At 62.9% G+C, this 14509-nt stretch carries 15 protein-coding genes and 1 riboswitch; of the genes, 7 read left to right on the top strand and 8 right to left on the bottom strand.

All coding sequences use genetic code 11. The annotated features are described in order from the left end of the window. Positions 1-64: 64 nt before the first annotated feature. The 5 genes from ACFHWW_RS12665 to ACFHWW_RS12685 form a co-directional block, all read right to left on the bottom strand. Positions 65-1081 (bottom strand): aldose epimerase family protein, encoded by a 1017-nt coding sequence (locus ACFHWW_RS12665; protein ID WP_275597176.1) that lies wholly within the window; start codon positions 1079-1081, stop codon positions 65-67. 80 nt (positions 1082-1161) lie between these two features. Then, complete coding sequence (gene metA / locus ACFHWW_RS12670; protein ID WP_379938502.1) at positions 1162-2088, bottom strand: homoserine O-succinyltransferase; 927 nt, start codon at positions 2086-2088, stop codon at positions 1162-1164. Positions 2089-2151: 63 nt separating this feature from the next. After that, positions 2152-2229: riboswitch (SAM riboswitch) on the bottom strand. Positions 2230-2286: 57 nt separating this feature from the next. After that, positions 2287-2667: a RidA family protein gene (locus tag ACFHWW_RS12675; RefSeq protein WP_003531294.1), complete on the bottom strand. Its 381-nt coding sequence runs from the start codon at positions 2665-2667 to the stop codon at positions 2287-2289. A gap of 8 nt (positions 2668-2675) precedes the next feature. Continuing rightward, entirely contained in the window at positions 2676-3281 is a 606-nt protein-coding gene (gene leuD, locus ACFHWW_RS12680; protein ID WP_018097351.1) for a 3-isopropylmalate dehydratase small subunit, read from the bottom strand. Between the two features lie 133 nt (positions 3282-3414). Next, positions 3415-3666 carry a hypothetical protein gene (locus ACFHWW_RS12685; RefSeq protein WP_100672749.1) on the bottom strand — a complete coding sequence of 84 codons (252 nt, stop codon included), beginning with the start codon at positions 3664-3666 and terminating at the stop codon, positions 3415-3417. A gap of 121 nt (positions 3667-3787) precedes the next feature. Between ACFHWW_RS12685 and ACFHWW_RS12690 the strand changes: the two genes are divergently transcribed. Then, complete coding sequence (locus ACFHWW_RS12690; RefSeq protein WP_100672750.1) at positions 3788-4690, top strand: CoA ester lyase; 903 nt, start codon at positions 3788-3790, stop codon at positions 4688-4690. Then, entirely contained in the window at positions 4687-4893 is a 207-nt protein-coding gene (locus ACFHWW_RS12695) for a DUF1737 domain-containing protein (protein ID WP_003531285.1), read from the top strand. Before ACFHWW_RS12690 ends, ACFHWW_RS12695 begins: the two co-directional genes overlap by 4 nt. A gap of 179 nt (positions 4894-5072) precedes the next feature. On the opposite strand, the gene ACFHWW_RS12700 is transcribed toward ACFHWW_RS12695, so the two are convergent. After that, complete coding sequence (locus ACFHWW_RS12700) at positions 5073-5507, bottom strand: metallopeptidase family protein (RefSeq protein ID WP_003531284.1); 435 nt, start codon at positions 5505-5507, stop codon at positions 5073-5075. 142 nt (positions 5508-5649) lie between these two features. Here ACFHWW_RS12700 and ACFHWW_RS12705 point away from each other — a divergent pair, with 142 nt between their 5' ends. From ACFHWW_RS12705 to bfr, 5 genes are all read left to right on the top strand, one after another. Then, the gene (locus ACFHWW_RS12705) at positions 5650-6630 is read left to right on the top strand and encodes a hypothetical protein (protein ID WP_338284000.1); all 981 of its coding nucleotides are present in this window, start codon (positions 5650-5652) and stop codon (positions 6628-6630) included. Then, a complete protein-coding gene (locus ACFHWW_RS12710; protein WP_379938507.1) occupies positions 6530-8086 on the top strand; it encodes a DUF6504 family protein in 1557 nt (518 codons plus the stop codon). Before ACFHWW_RS12705 ends, ACFHWW_RS12710 begins: the two co-directional genes overlap by 101 nt. After that, a complete protein-coding gene (locus ACFHWW_RS12715) occupies positions 8083-11433 on the top strand; it encodes an error-prone DNA polymerase (protein WP_379938509.1) in 3351 nt (1116 codons plus the stop codon). The genes ACFHWW_RS12710 and ACFHWW_RS12715 overlap by 4 nt, the downstream gene beginning before the upstream one ends. A gap of 280 nt (positions 11434-11713) precedes the next feature. Further along, positions 11714-12025: a (2Fe-2S)-binding protein gene (locus ACFHWW_RS12720; RefSeq protein ID WP_100672753.1), complete on the top strand. Its 312-nt coding sequence runs from the start codon at positions 11714-11716 to the stop codon at positions 12023-12025. Then, the gene (bfr, locus tag ACFHWW_RS12725; protein ID WP_003531268.1) at positions 11991-12476 is read left to right on the top strand and encodes a bacterioferritin; all 486 of its coding nucleotides are present in this window, start codon (positions 11991-11993) and stop codon (positions 12474-12476) included. Before ACFHWW_RS12720 ends, bfr begins: the two co-directional genes overlap by 35 nt. 199 nt (positions 12477-12675) lie before the next feature. Here bfr and ACFHWW_RS12730 read toward each other — a convergent pair whose 3' ends face one another. Continuing rightward, positions 12676-13203: an RNA pyrophosphohydrolase gene (locus tag ACFHWW_RS12730; protein WP_275597179.1), complete on the bottom strand. Its 528-nt coding sequence runs from the start codon at positions 13201-13203 to the stop codon at positions 12676-12678. Positions 13204-13263: 60 nt separating this feature from the next. Continuing rightward, positions 13264-14463, bottom strand: coding sequence for a divergent polysaccharide deacetylase family protein (locus tag ACFHWW_RS12735; protein WP_379938512.1), 1200 nt, complete (start codon positions 14461-14463; stop codon positions 13264-13266). Positions 14464-14509: the final 46 nt, after the last annotated feature.

Genomic DNA, 14509 nt, shown 5'->3' on the forward strand with positions numbered 1-14509 from the left:
CAGGAAGCGTTTCACTGTTCGATGAAACGGTGAAACTGAAAGTGCTCTAACGGCCTGCGCTGCCTCAGCTTTTCGTAAAAACGTAATCCGTTTCCTGCCGGAGCGTTTCGCCGGGTCTCAGCACCGCCTTCGGGAAACCTTCGTGGTTCACCGCATCGGGCCAGATCTGGGTTTCCAGGCAGAGGCCGGCGAAGGGGCCGTAACGGCGGCCGTCGAGGCCGGGAACCGGTACGTCGAGCTTTTCTCCGGTATAGAGCTGCACGCCGGGCTCCGTCGTCAGCACTTCCAGCGACACACCGGAATTGATGCTGCGTACGAGCGCCACGGAGCGTTTCTGCGTCCGTTCCGGCGAGAGGCAGAAGTTGTGGTCGTAAGCGATTCCGTCGCCGTCCAGCTGCCTTCTCAGCGGGGTCATTTCGCGAAGATCGAAGGCGGTGCCGGCGACGGGGCGGATCTCGCCCGTCGGAATCTGCCGTTCATCGGTGGGCAGGTAGTGGTCTGCCGCAATCATGATGTCGTGGCCGAATGCGTCCGCGCCGCCGTCGAGGTTGAAATAGCTGTGCTGGCAGACATTGGCGAGGGTCGGCGCGTCGGTCTCAGTTTCGTAGACGACGTTGAGCGCGCCGCCCGGTTTCAGCGTATAGGTGCAGGTGATCGTGCAATTGCCCGGGTAGCCGGCGCGGCCGTCCGGATCGGTGATCTCGAGCGTTACGCTGTCTTCGGCCCGCCTGAGGATCGACCAGTTGCGCTTGGCGATATTGTCGCTGCCGCCGTGGAGATGCGTGGCGCCCTTCTCATTGAGCTCGAGTTGATAGGCCTTGCCTTCGAGCACGAAGCGGCCACCGCCGATGCGGTTGGCGTTGCGCCCGGGCGTGGCCCCGAAATAGGAGGAATGGACCGGATAGCTTTCGAAATCCTCGAAGCCGAGCACGAGCGGGGCTGCATGTCCTTCGAGCCGAAGATCCTGGATGACCGAGCCCCATGTGATCACCGACGCCGTCAGCCCGCCGCCCTGAAGCGTCACGCGCTGTACGGGCTCGCCGGAGGGCAGGTGCCCGAAGATTTCCGTGTCTGTTCCCATGCATCTCCCCATTTCCGCGAGTCGGCGTCAACCTGCTGCATTTCCGCCGAGGCGGCAACCGGAAAGTCATACTTTTTACGTCAACGCGCTTCGGTTCCGATCTTCGCCAGCTCGTAGGGCGTCGTCTGGTAAATCTCGTTGATCCAGTTGCCGAAGAAGAGATGTGCATGGCTTCGCCAGCGGTTCTGCGGCGGAAGTGCGGAGTCATTGTGCGGGAAATAGTCGTGCGGCAGCTTGATCGGCACGCCGGCATCGACGTCGCGGAAATATTCCTCCGACAGGGACGTCGAATCATATTCGACGTGATTGAACATGTAGAGCCGGTTGCCTTTCTTCTCGTGCACGAGGCAGACGCCCACTTCCTTTGATTCCATCAGGATTTCGAGATCCGGCACCCGGTCGATATCGGCGCGGCGCACCTCGGTCCAGCGCGAAACGGGCACGGCGAAATCGTCGGAAAAGCCGTTCAGATAGACCGAAGAGGGCTGCAAGTTCTGGTGGCGGTAGACGCCGAAGGCTTTTTCCTTCAGCGGATATTTCGGAACACCGTGGAAATGGTAGACCGCAGCCATCCCGCCCCAGCAGACGTTCAGCGTCGAATGGACGTTGGTCGTCGTCCAATCGAAGATGCGCTGCAGCTCCTTCCAGTAGGTGACCTCTTCGTATTCGAGCGTCTCGATCGGCGCGCCGGTGATGATGAAGCCATCGAACTTACGGGCCTCCACTTCCTCGAAGGTCTCGTAAAAGGCGAGCAGATGTTCTTCGGGCGTGTTCTTCGGCCGGTGGCCGTTGACGCGGACCAGCGTCAATTCGACCTGAAGCGGCGTGGCGCCGATCAGCCGCGCCATCTGGATCTCGGTCTTGATCTTGTTGGGCATCAGGTTCAAGAGCCCGATCTGCAGCGGCCGGATGTCCTGGCGGACCGCCTCGGTCTCGGTCATCAGCCGCACACCCTCGTGAACGAGAGTTTCGAAGGCGGGCAGCGTATCGGGTATCTTGATGGGCATGGGCGTCCACTCGATCAATACAAAAAAACCGGCGGCGAAACGATCGCGACCGGTCCTCGGAAATCCATTGTTCCCTCGGCCCTTTAGCGACTTCTTTAACGTGGCTGCAAGCCGGCCGGCCAAATCACCACGGATCGTAGATAGCGCGAGGAGGGCCGCGCGGTCAATGAAAAAGGATTCGCCGGCGTCGGGGCGGCCTTATCCCCGAAATGCCGTAACCTCGATCTCGATCAGCATTTCCGGGCGGATGAGGTCGCAGACGATCATCGTCGCGGCCGGGCGGATCTCGCCGAAGGTCTCGCCGAAGATCGGGAATACGCGGTCGGCAAAGCTGGCATCGGTGACGTAGTAGTGGTTGCGAACGACGTCCGACAGCGAGAAGCCGGCTTCCTTCAGGGCGCCTTCGATCGTCTTCAGGCAGTTGCGGGCCTGTTCCTCCACCGTTTCCGGCATGGTCATGGTGGCGTAGTCGTAGCCGGTCGTGCCGGAGACGAAGCACCAGTCGCCCTTCGCGACGGCACGCGAATAACCTGCCGTCTTTTCGAAGGGCGAACCGGACGAGATGAGCTTGCGCGTCATCCGACAGCTCATGCCCAGGGGCGGGAAGCGGCGGTCGCCTTCTCGTAATTGTCGATGGAGCGGCCTTTTTCGAGCGTGAGGCCGATATCGTCGAGGCCGTTCAGCAGGCAGTGGCGCTTGAAGGCATCGACCTCGAACTTGATCGAGCCGCCGTCCGGACCGGTGATCTCCTGCGCTTCGAGATCGACCGTGAGAATGGCATTGGAGCCGCGGCTGGCGTCATCCATCAGCTTGTCGAGGTCTTCCTGGCTAACGACGATGGGCAGGATGCCGTTCTTGAAACAGTTGTTGTAGAAGATGTCGGCGAAGGAGGTCGAGATGACGCAGCGGATGCCGAAATCGAGGAGCGCCCAAGGTGCATGCTCGCGCGAGGAGCCGCAGCCGAAATTGTCGCCGGCGACGAGAATCTTGGCGTTCTGATAGGCAGGCTTGTTGAGAACGAAGTCCGGGTTGGGGGTGCCGTCCTCGTTGTAGCGCGCCTCGGCGAAAAGCCCGGTGCCGAGACCGGTGCGCTTGATCGTCTTCAGGTAATCCTTCGGAATGATCATGTCCGTGTCGATGTTGACGACGGGCAGGGGAGCGGCAACGCCGGTGAGCTTGACGAACTTGTCCATGACTTGGCCTTCGATTTCAGCGGAAATGTTCGAGAAGCGTTTAGATCAGTTTTGCGCCGAAATGAAGGAGAATCTGCTTTCATGAAGCGGGATGCGGGCGAAAACCGCTTCTCCCGCTTCCGGCAATCCGATTCTAAAGATCGATGATCGTCCCGCGCCCGTCGTTCCACACCCGCATCTCGCGCTGAGTGCTTCCCGGATTGGCGCGTGCCCCCGCTCGAACATGCACGGGCCGTCCGTTGAGCTTGGCGGCGATCGCGCTGCCGACGGCAATAATGGCGGCGATCCCAGCGAGCGCCAGGGCGAGCGAGGCGGTGAACACGAAGGCCACCAGCGTGATGGTGATGGCGGCGGCCGTGAAGAGAACAGAGCGGATGCTTTGCATGATTGTCACCTTTCTGCTCGGCATGTGGGTGCTGGCCACGCCGCTTGCAAGAGGGGCCGCCCGTCTCGTCTTGCGCAAAGGTTGAAAGGCAGGCACAACGAACGGCATGACAGGGAACGGCATGAGAGCGATCGACCACCATCCCGTGCGGCTGCGCCGCTCGGTGCTTTCGGTTCCGGCCGACAATCAGCGCGCGCTCGCCAAGGCTCGTGAATTGGCTGCGGACGCCGTGATCTTCGACCTCGAGGATTCCGTCTTGCCGGACCGCAAGGCTGCGGCGCGCGATGCGCTCGTCCGGCATCTTGCCGGCAACCGGCCGCAGGGCGAAACGGTCATCCGCGTCAATGCGGCGGGCTCCGGCTTCGGCGAGGCCGATCTCGCAGCGGCTCTTGCCGCGCGGCCCGATGCTATCCTCCTGCCCAAGGTCGAAAGCCCCGCCGATATTCAGGGCGCGCTCGATTGGCTTGCGGAAAGGGACGCGCCGGATGAGCTGAGGCTCTGGGCGATGATCGAGACGCCGCGCGGGGTCGTGAACGGGCCGGCGATCGCCGAGACCGGCCGCACCTCCGGCGGCCGGCTGGACTGCTTCGTCGTCGGGCTGAACGATCTTCGCAAGGAGACGGGCGTGCCCGCCTTTCCGGGCCGGACCTATCTCGTTCCGTGGCTGATGCAGATCCTTCTTGCCGCGCGCGGCAGCGGGCTCGACGTCATCGACGCGGTCTTCAACGATTTCCGCGATCCGGAAGGCTTCGAGGCGGAGTGCCGGCAGGGGCGCGACATGGGTTATGACGGCAAGATGCTGATCCATCCGGCGCAGATCGATGCGGCCAATCGGCATTTCGGCCTGGACGAGGCTGCGGTCGAGGAGGCGCGCGCGATCATCGAGGCCTTTGCCTTGCCGGACAATGCCGGAAAGGGCGTCATCAACCTTCATGGGCGGATGGTCGAGCGTCTCCATCTCGAACAGGCGATGAGGATCGCCGCCAAGGCGGACATCATCGAAAAACGAAAGGCAAACTCTTGAAACTTTATCGCTTTCTCACCGGCCCCGACGATGCCTCCTTCTGCCACAAGGTGACGGCGGCATTGAACCAGGGGTGGACGCTGCACGGTCCGCCGACCTACGCCTTCAATGCCGACACCCAGCATATGCAATGCGGACAGGCGGTGGTGAAGGAAGTGGAGGGGAAGGATTATCATCCCGACATGAAGCTGTCGGAGCAGTAGGGACTGCAATCTCTCCTCGCCTCACCCCTGTGCTCGTCACAGGGATGAGAGCGGCGCCGCGTCTGCGGCGCGGGAAACGTTCTTTCAGCCCAAGGACTTGGTCTGGCTGGATTCCTGTGACGAGCACAGGAATGAGGAAATCAAACAAGCGCGGCGGGTATCCCGAATCTCGGCAGGCCTCAGCCGCCCACGTGTTCCACGCTTTCCTCGATCCGCTCCATATCGTCGTCCGACAGGCCGAAATGGTGGCCGATCTCGTGGATCAGCACATGGGTAATGATATCGCCGAGCGTTTCCTCGTTTTCGGCCCAGTAGTCGATGATCGGGCGGCGGTAAAGGGTGATGCGGTTCGGGAACTCCCCGGTTTCCATGGTGAAGCGTTCGCCGAGGCCGCGGCCTTCGAACAGGCCCAGCAGATCGAACGGCGTTTCGAGCGCCATGTCTTCGAAGACATCGTCGCTTGGAAAGTCGGCGATTTCGATCGTGAGATCCGTCGTCAGCTTGCGGAATTCCTCAGGCAGATGGCTGTAGGCTTCAAACGCGAGCTGCTCGAATACGGTAAGCGACGGTGCGTGGCGTTCCCGCCAATCATCGGTTTGGTCAATGCGGGCCATGGGCACTCCTTGTTGCCCCTCATATAGCGATTTTGCCTTTGTTTTTCGAGTGATGAATTCTACCCCGGAAAGAAGGAGGAATATATTCTCAATATTGGTTGTTGACTCTTGAGGGCAGCTCTGGAATCCATAAGAACATAACATGAACATGCAGATGGAGCTGACCGTCATGGCCGGAAACGCCGTGCAACGGCAAACCGTTCTTTCCCTTCGCGAGACCATTGCGCGGATTGAAGATCGCGGGGTGCCGGGATGCGTCCGGCCGGCCAAGGCGGCCGATCCCGCCGGCTTTCGCCGCGACAAGGAGGAGGCGCCCCGCCGCAAGGTCCTGCCGCTCGGCGTCCCGCAATTCGATGAGGCCCTCCAGGGCGGGTTGCCGCTCGAGGGCATGATGGAAATCCGCAATGCCGAGACCCGGGATGCGGGCGCGGCCGCCGGCTTCGTGGCGGCGCTTGCGGTGCTCTATCAGCGGCAGAAGAAGGAGAATGGCCGTCTGGCCCCGGTCCTTTGGATCAGCCAGACGCTTGCTGCCTGTGAGGCGGGTCAGCCTTATGCGCCGGGCCTCAAGGCCTATGGACTCGACGCCGAGCGCTTCCTCTTGGTTTCGGCACGCACGGTGAAGGATGCGCTGTGGATCGCCGAGACGGCGCTTTCGGTACCGGTCTTCGCCGTGGTCGTTCTGGAAATCCGCGGCAACCCTGCCTGTCTCGCCCTGAGCGAGAGCCGGCGTCTGCATGTGAGGGCCCGGGCGGGCGGCGTGCCTCTTCTCGTCTTGCGTCAGGCGGGCGAGGAGGAGGCGAGCAGCGCCTTCTTCCGGATCCAGGTCAAGCCGGCACCGGCCGGCGAACGTCCTCTTCCCGATGGTTCGGTGCTTTGCGGCAGCATCGGCCATTCCGCCTTTCACCTCCTTGTCGAAAAAAGCAGGCGCCAAGCCTCTGACGACATCTTTCTCGAATGGAACGCCCATGACCGCCGCTTCTACTCACTCGATGAGCGCCGGAGCGCCGCTCTTCAGACAAACGATGAGCCAACGGATCCTGTCGATCCACTTTCCGCATCTGCCGGCCGATCGCGTCGCGCGCAGCCGGTGGGGCGCCTCCTGGCTTTCGCGCGGGCGTCCTGACCATCCGCCCGTCGTCTTCGCCGCCAAGATCGACAATGCCATGCGGCTCGTTGCGCTCGATACTTTTGCAGAGCGTATCGGCCTGAAGCGCGGCCAGGGGGCGGCGGAAGCCCGCGCCATGTGTCCCTCGCTCGACGTGATTGCCGCCGATCCGGCCGCCGACCAGGCCTTTCTGGAGGCGCTTGCCGACTGGTGCGACCGCTATACGCCGCTCGTGGCACTCGACGGCACGGATGGCCTGTTTCTCGACATCACCGGCTGCGCCCATCTTCAAGGCGGCGAGAAGGCGCTCATCAGCGATGTCCTGTCGCGTCTTTTCTCTCTCGGCGTCGAGGCGCGGGCGACCGTCTCCTCCGCAGCCGGGCTTTCCTGGGCTGTCGCCCGTTACGGCGATGCCGACGTCATTGCGCCCGAGGACGGGGACCCGGTGCTTGCACCCTTGCCGGTCGCCGCGCTGCGACTGCCGGCGGACACCGCGGCCGCACTCGAACGGGTCGGGCTGAAACAGATCGGCGATCTTCTCGAAGCGCCGCGGGCGCCGCTCGCCCGCCGCTTCGGCTCCTCCCTTCTCCTCAGACTCGATCAGGCGAGAGGCTTCGAGGACGAGCCGCTTTCGCCCCGGCTGCCCGTGCCGAGCTTCTCCGCCGAGCGCCGGCTCGCCGAGCCGGTGCAGGACGAGGAATACATTCTCGAGCTGACCCGTCACCTCGCCAGGGATGTCCGCTCCTCGCTGGAGCGGCATGGCGAAGGCGGGCGGCTCTTCGAGCTCCTCCTGTTCCGCGTCGACGGCCGGGTATTCCGCGTCCGAGCCCATGCGGCCGTGCCCTTGAACGATGCCGCCCGCATAGCCGCCCTCTTTCGCGAGCGGCTGCAGGCGGTTCATGACGATCTCGATGCCGGATATGGTTTCGAAATCGTCCGGCTTTCGGTCCTCGGAAGCGAAAGGCTCGATCCGGCGCAGCAGGATTTTTCCGGCGCCCCCGACGAAAGCCAGCCGCTCGCGGCCTTCGTCGACAAGGTCTCCGCCCGTTTCGGGCCCGGGTGTCTGATGCAGGCGACCCTTGCCGAAAGCCATCTGCCGGAACGGGCGGGCGGATTTGCCGCCGTGACGGACGTGGCGGCGGTCCTTAGGCCGCCTGCCCTTGAAGAGAAGGCTTTCCCCGAAAACCGTCCGCTTCGGATTTTCGCGCATCCCGAACCGGTGGAGGCGACGGCGGAAGTGCCCGAGGGCGCTCCGCGAAGCTTCAACTGGCGCAAGACCCGCTACCGCGTCGCCCGTGCCGAGGGGCCGGAGCGCATCGCCGCCGAATGGTGGATCGACGGGGAGAATCATCCGACGCGCGATTATTTCCGGATAGAGGATCAGGAGGGCCGCCGCTTCTGGCTGTTTCGCGAAGGCCTTTACGGAAGGGAGACCGCCTCACCCCGCTGGTTCATGCACGGAGTTTTCGCATGAGCGCGGATACTGCCTTCTGCGAGCTCGGTGCGCGCACGAATTTCTCCTTCCTCGAAGGGGCGGCGCCGGCCGAAGAGATGGTCGTCTTCGCCAAGAAGGCGGGGCTTGCCGGTCTCGGCATTGCCGACCGCAACAGCGTCGCCGGCGTCGTCAGGGCCCATGCCAAGGCGAAGGTGGAGGGCTACCCCTTCCAGCCGGGCGCCCGCCTGGTTTTTGCCGACGGCACGCCGGACATTCTCGCCTATCCGAAAAACAGGCGGGGCTGGGGGCATCTCTGCCGCCTGCTCAGCGCCGGGAACCTGCGCTCGAAGAAGGGCGACTGCACGCTCCATCTCGCCGACTTGCTCGAATGGCAGGAGGAGCTTCTTCTGATCGTCATGCAAAGCGAAGGACGGCCGGAGGCGGAGAGCCTGGAGGTGCTGCTCGGGACATTACAGGAGCATGCGGGCAACCGGCTCTATCTCGGCCTGGCGCCGCATTATGACGGTTTCGACCGGCATGATTTTGCCGTCCTGGCAGCCCTTGCCCGAAAAACCGGCATCGGGTTGCTCGCCACCAATGACGCGCTCTATCACGATCCGCATTACAGGCCGCTCGCGGATGTCGTCACCGCCATCCGGGAGCATGTGCCGATCGCCGGCGCCGGCTTCCTTCTGCAGAAGAATGCCGAAAGGCACCTGAAGGGCCCAAGGGAAATGGCCAGGCTTTTCAGCGACTACCCCGAGGCGCTTGCCAATACGCGGAAATTTTTCAGCGAGCTCACCTTCAGCCTCGACGAGCTCAGCCATCAATATCCGGATGAAAACGCCGATGGCGAGACGCCGGCCGAAAGCTTGCGGAGGCTCGTCGCGGAAGGTGCGGCCGAGCGCTATCGCGAAGGCGTGCCGGAAAAGGTGATGCGTCAGATAGACTATGAGCTCGAGCTCATCCACGACAAGAAATACGAGCCTTATTTCCTGACCGTGCACAAGCTCGTGAAATTTGCCCGCAGCGTGAATATTCTCTGCCAGGGGCGGGGATCGGCGGCCAATTCCTCGGTCTGCTTCTGCCTCGGCATCACCGATGTCGATCCGCAGAAATTCACCCTGCTGTTCGACCGTTTCCTGTCGAAGGATCGCGACGAGCCGCCCGATATCGATGTCGACTTCGAGCACGAGCGGCGCGAAGAGGTGATCCAGTATATCTACAGGACTTACGGCAAGGAGCATGCGGGCCTGACCGCCGCGGTGATCAGCTATCGCTCGCGCTCCGCCGGGCGCGAGGTCGCCAAGGCCTTCGGCCTTTCGGAAGACGTTCAATCGGCTCTCGTCAGTTCGATCTGGGGCTGGGGCACCTCGCCTTTCACCGAGGAGCAGGCGAAAGGGGCGGGGCTCGATGCGGCGGACCCTCTCACCAGGCGCGTGCTTGCCTATGCCAGTCTGCTCATGAATTTTCCGCGCCACCTCTCGCAGCATGTGGGCGGCTTCGTGATTACCCGCGACAGGCTCGACGAGGTCGTGCCGATCATGAACACGGCCATGCCCGACCGCTACATGATCGAATGGGACAAGGACGATCTCGACGAGCTGAAGATCCTGAAGGTCGACGTGCTGGCGCTCGGCATGCTGACCTGCCTTGCCAAGGGCTTCAAGCTGCTCGAGGCGCATTACGGCAAGCCGATAACGCTGGCCGAAATCTACCAGGATCATCGCGAAGCGGTTTACGACATGATCTGCCGCGCCGATACGGTCGGCGTCTTCCAGATCGAAAGCCGGGCGCAGATGAGCATGCTGCCGCGCCTGCAGCCGCGCGAAATGTACGATCTGGTGATCGAGGTAGCGATCGTTCGCCCCGGTCCCATCCAGGGCAATATGGTGCATCCCTATCTGAAACGGCGCGAAGCCCAGCGCAACGGCGAGGCGGTCGTGTATCCCAGCCCGGAATTGAAGGCGGTCCTTGAAAGGACGCTGGGCGTGCCGCTGTTCCAGGAGCAGGCGATGCAGATCGCGATCACCGCCGCCGGTTTTTCACCCAGCGAGGCCGACCGCCTGCGCCGCGCCATGGCCACCTTCAAGCGGACCGGAACGATCCACACCTTCGAGCGGAAGATGGTGGAGGGCATGGTTGCGAATAACTACGAGAGGGAATTCGCCGAGCGCTGCTTCAACCAGATCAAGGGATTCGGCGAATATGGCTTCCCCGAAAGCCATGCTGCCTCCTTCGCCTCTCTCGTCTATGCCTCGGCCTGGCTCAAGACCTATTATCCGGACATCTTCTGCGCCGCGCTCCTGAACGCGCAGCCGATGGGTTTCTATGCGCCGGCGCAACTGGTGCGCGATGCCCGCGAACACGGGGTCAGAATGCTGCCGGTCGACATCAACCATTCGGATTGGGACGCCCTGCTCGAAGGCGAGGGTTCCTTCGACAAGAATGCTGTCCACCCGCGCCACGCCAGCATGCGGGAGGTGATCAAAACCCGGAAGGCCGTGCGGCTGGGCTTCCGGTTGGTCAAGGGCCTGAAGCAGACGGATATGGAAGCGCTGGTCGCGCGCCGGGGGGAGGGATACCGCTCCGTTCATGACCTGTGGCTTCGGTCCGGGCTTTCCCGCGCCGTTCTGGAGCGCCTTGCGGATGCCGATGCCTTCCGGTCGGTAGGTCTCGACCGGCGAGCGGCCCTTTGGGCGGTAAAGGCGCTCGACGAGCAGTCGGCGGTGGAGCGGTTGCCGCTTTTCGAAGGGGCGGGTTCCGACGATCTGCAGATCGAGCCCAAGGTCGCTCTTCCCGAAATGCCGGCAGGCGAACAGGTCATTCATGACTATCGCACCCTGACGCTCTCCCTGAAGGCGCACCCCGTGTCCTTCATGCGGGAGGATTTTTCGCGAATGGGTATCCTGCGCAGCCGGGATCTGGCCGCAACCGCGACTGGGAGATGGGTGACGGTGGCGGGCCTTGTACTGGTCAGGCAGCGGCCGGGCTCTGCCAATGGCGTCATCTTCATGACGATCGAGGACGAAACAGGCATCGCCAATATCATCGTCTGGGAAAAGACGTTCCAGAAATACCGGCGGCAGGTCATGGGATCGCGGCTTGTGAAAGTCCGCGGCCGCTTGCAGAACCAGAGCGGCGTCATTCACGTGGTCGCCGATCATCTGGAGGATATAACGCCGATGCTTGGCCTGCTGCGCCGGGAGGCGCGGCGTTTCGGCGTCAACGACCGCGCGGACGAGGTTTTGCGGCCGAGCGCGGACGCCCGCGAAAAGAAAAAACTGCGGCAATTGCGCCTGGGCCTGACCGCTCGCGCAGCACCGGAGGGCGAGGCGGCCGCCCAGGTAGCGGAGGTCATGCCGAAGGGGCGCAATTTTCATTGAGCCCCGTCATTACTCGCATCGAAGTCGTCGCCTTGCGATTGAGGCCCCAAGGCGACCTGTGTAAAAATGTCGCAGGCACCGTTGCCGGAATTACAAGTCATGGAGGAAAAATCCCCTCCTTAGAATCGCCTAATGTAATGAAAATGCGACGATTTCCATCAAGTTTAGAATCGCTCTAATGCGCCCTTCAACCATATGGAGAAGAGTTTTTAGTTGACGGCAAATGTCCTCTTTTGCTTTATCGCAAAATCAGAGCGTTGCGTATGATGGACACGACGAAATGCTGGTTTGCAGTTGCAACTTCATCACCGAGAAAGACATCGAGGACACGATCGTCGGCCTCCTCGACGAGGACTGTTGGCAGTTGATCGTGCCGGCGAAAGTCTATCATGCGATGGAAAAACGCGGCCGTTGCTGCGGCTGTTTTCCCAATGTCGTCGACATCATCATCCGCACCACCGAGCAATATCACGCCCGCCGCGACTCGACGGACGCCGATATATTTGATTTCATGAACCGCCTCAGACAATTCCATGAAGAAAACCGGAGGGCGGATCTTGAAAGGCGACGCAAAGGTCATCGAGCAGCTTAACGAAGCGCTCTATCTCGAACTCGGTGCCGTAAACCAGTACTGGCTGCATTACCGCCTTCTCGAAGATTGGGGATACACGCTGCTCGCCAAGAAGGAGCGCGCCGAATCGATCGAGGAAATGCACCACGCCGACAAGCTCGTCTCCCGCATCATCTTTCTCGAAGGCCATCCAAATCTGCAGACGGTCGCGCCGCTGCGCATCGGCCAGAACGTCAAGGAAGTCCTGGAAGCCGACCTTGCCGGCGAGTACGACGCGCGCACCGCCTACAAGAACTCCCGCGACATCTGTCACGCGGCCGGCGATTACGTCTCGATGAAGCTCTTCGAGGAACTGCTCGCCGACGAGGAGGGCCACATAGACTTCCTCGAAACGCAGCTCGATCTGCTCCGCAAGATCGGTGAGGAAAAATACGGCCAGCTCAACGCCGCTTCCGCCGACGAAGCCGAGTAAATCCCAGCCCCCTCAAGCCCCTCATCCGGCCTGCCGGCCACCTTCTCCCCGCTTGCGGGGCGAAGGGGACAGGCGGCAAACGCCAGGCGTCTTCCGCCGTCGAATGCAGGGCAAGGCGGAGCCGCGTGTCCCTTCTCCCCGCAAGCGGGGAGAAGGTGGCGGCAGCCGGATGAGGGGCTAATTCCGGTAGCCCTTTCGCTCATCGCACCAGATGCGAAAATGCCGCGACGACCTCTTCATAGGCCTTGCGCTTGAAGGGCACGATCAAACCCGGAAGTTCGTGCATGGGCTTCCATTCCCAGGCGTCGAATTCCGGCTCGTGGTCGCCGGGCGGCGGGTTGATCGCGATTTCGCTCTCCTCGCCCTCGAAGCGGAAGGCGTACCAGCGTTGCCTCTGGCCGCGGTACTTGCCCTTGAGACCGATCCCGATCAGGTGCGACGGGAGGTCGTAATTGATCCAATCCGGCGCCTCCGCCAGGAGCGAGACCGAGCGGATGCCGGTCTCCTCGTAGAGTTCGCGATAGGCGGCCGCGAGCGGGTCCTCGCCATCGTCGATGCCGCCTTGCGGCATCTGCCAGAGCTGCGGCGAACCGTCGTATTCGGAATTGCCGACGGCGAGCCGGTGCCCGGCCCAGACGAGTCCCTGCCGGTTGAGAACCATGACGCCGACACATGGCCGATAGGGCAGATCCTCAGCCGTCATGACGCGCCCCTTATCCTTCCCCATATCGTCCTTCCTTTGCATGTTGCCGCGAGCCGTATGACTCGATGGTCCACTGCGCTTAAATCAGTTTTGTTTCGGATCTTTGACGAGTGCGGCCACGCCGACCACCTCGATGCCCCGCCCGCCGGCTTCCTCGATCCATTCGGCAATGGCCGCCACGCTTTCGTCGAAGGCGGAAGCGACCCCGATCGCGGTGCCGTTCCTCCGCGCGATGCGCTCCAGCTCGTCGAGTCTGCGCAGGATGCCATTGCGGCTGAGCTCGCCATCGAGCACGAGATCGGCGAAACCGTGCGGCACGTCGAAGGCGCCGGCGAGCGTGCCCGAGAGCGATTGCGCCGACGTCCCGTCGTCCAGGAACAGGAGGCCCCGCTTGCCGAGATCGCGCATCACGGGCTCGAGCGCATCCGTATCGGAGAGAAACCGGCCTCCGAGATAGTTCATGACGCCAGTGTAATTGGTGATCTGTCCCATGCTTCGATGCAGTTCCGCAAGGTTCTTCCCGGCATCGGAGGAAACGCGCAGCGCGTGTGGGCCGGGATCGTTGTTCGGGTAATCGAACGGTTCCATCGGCACCTGCAGCAGGATCTCGTGGCCGTTACGCCTCGCCTCCTGCATCCAGCGCTGCAGGCTGTTTCCGGCCGCGGCGAAGGCAAGCGTCACTTCCGGCGGCAGTGCGCGGAGGGCGCGCTGCGTCCCCGTCTGGCTGAGGCCGAGGCCGCCGACGACGATGGCGATCCGCGTTCCGCGGGCGCCGGACCAGGGGCGCGCATATTGCTCCATTGGCCTCAGCCCGTCCGGGCCGATGACCGGCAGGCGGCCTTCGGGGCGGTCTTCCAGCAGGCTTTCATTTGGAAGGGCTGCCATGCGAGGGTCCTGCCCTCGCGTGGGCTCGACACCGATCAGCGCGGGGCCGCCGGTTTCGCGCGCACGGGGCGTGTATTTCCTGACCGTCGCGCCATCATCGGTTAGAACGGCCTCGACATGCGCGCCGGCGAGAGCGCCGCTCCGGTGGAGCGCCTCGGGCCTGGCTTTTTTGCCCTCCGAGGGTGGCGCCGGTTCGGTAGCGAGGGTCGCGGTCGCTGCGGCCATTGCAGGCGAACGGGTCTGGTGGCCGGGAGAAAGGGCGCTCCATGCGGAAAGCCCGATGACAGCAAGGGCTCCGAGGCTGAGGCCGCAGTAACGCAGGACGCGGCGGAGATCGCGCTTGCGTGCCGGTCTCTCCTTGCGGTTCTGGCCCAGCGGGGCGTTGAGGTCAGTTGCCAAACGGGGCCTCGGTCGAGCTTCGATCCTGGCGCGAATCGCCGCTGGC

Source organism: Sinorhizobium sp. P24N7, assembly GCF_042436655.1.
Lineage (GTDB): Bacteria > Pseudomonadota > Alphaproteobacteria > Rhizobiales > Rhizobiaceae > Sinorhizobium > Sinorhizobium meliloti_A.

Excerpts from the sequence above, each read along its gene's own strand:
- ACFHWW_RS12690 (WP_100672750.1), top strand. The coding sequence starts at position 3,788 with ATGAGAGCGATCGACCACCATCCCGTGCGGCTGCGCCGCTCGGTGCTT.
- metA (WP_379938502.1), bottom strand. The coding sequence starts at position 2,088 with ATGCCCATCAAGATACCCGATACGCTGCCCGCCTTCGAAACTCTCGTT.
- ACFHWW_RS12720 (WP_100672753.1), top strand. The coding sequence starts at position 11,714 with ATGCTGGTTTGCAGTTGCAACTTCATCACCGAGAAAGACATCGAGGAC.
- ACFHWW_RS12715 (WP_379938509.1), top strand. The coding sequence starts at position 8,083 with ATGAGCGCGGATACTGCCTTCTGCGAGCTCGGTGCGCGCACGAATTTC.
- leuD (WP_018097351.1), bottom strand. The coding sequence starts at position 3,281 with ATGGACAAGTTCGTCAAGCTCACCGGCGTTGCCGCTCCCCTGCCCGTC.
- ACFHWW_RS12675 (WP_003531294.1), bottom strand. The coding sequence starts at position 2,667 with ATGACGCGCAAGCTCATCTCGTCCGGTTCGCCCTTCGAAAAGACGGCA.
- ACFHWW_RS12730 (WP_275597179.1), bottom strand. The coding sequence starts at position 13,203 with ATGGGGAAGGATAAGGGGCGCGTCATGACGGCTGAGGATCTGCCCTAT.
- ACFHWW_RS12710 (WP_379938507.1), top strand. The coding sequence starts at position 6,530 with ATGAGCCAACGGATCCTGTCGATCCACTTTCCGCATCTGCCGGCCGAT.
- ACFHWW_RS12705 (WP_338284000.1), top strand. The coding sequence starts at position 5,650 with ATGAACATGCAGATGGAGCTGACCGTCATGGCCGGAAACGCCGTGCAA.
- ACFHWW_RS12665 (WP_275597176.1), bottom strand. The coding sequence starts at position 1,081 with ATGGGAACAGACACGGAAATCTTCGGGCACCTGCCCTCCGGCGAGCCC.
- ACFHWW_RS12700 (WP_003531284.1), bottom strand. The coding sequence starts at position 5,507 with ATGGCCCGCATTGACCAAACCGATGATTGGCGGGAACGCCACGCACCG.
- ACFHWW_RS12685 (WP_100672749.1), bottom strand. The coding sequence starts at position 3,666 with ATGCAAAGCATCCGCTCTGTTCTCTTCACGGCCGCCGCCATCACCATC.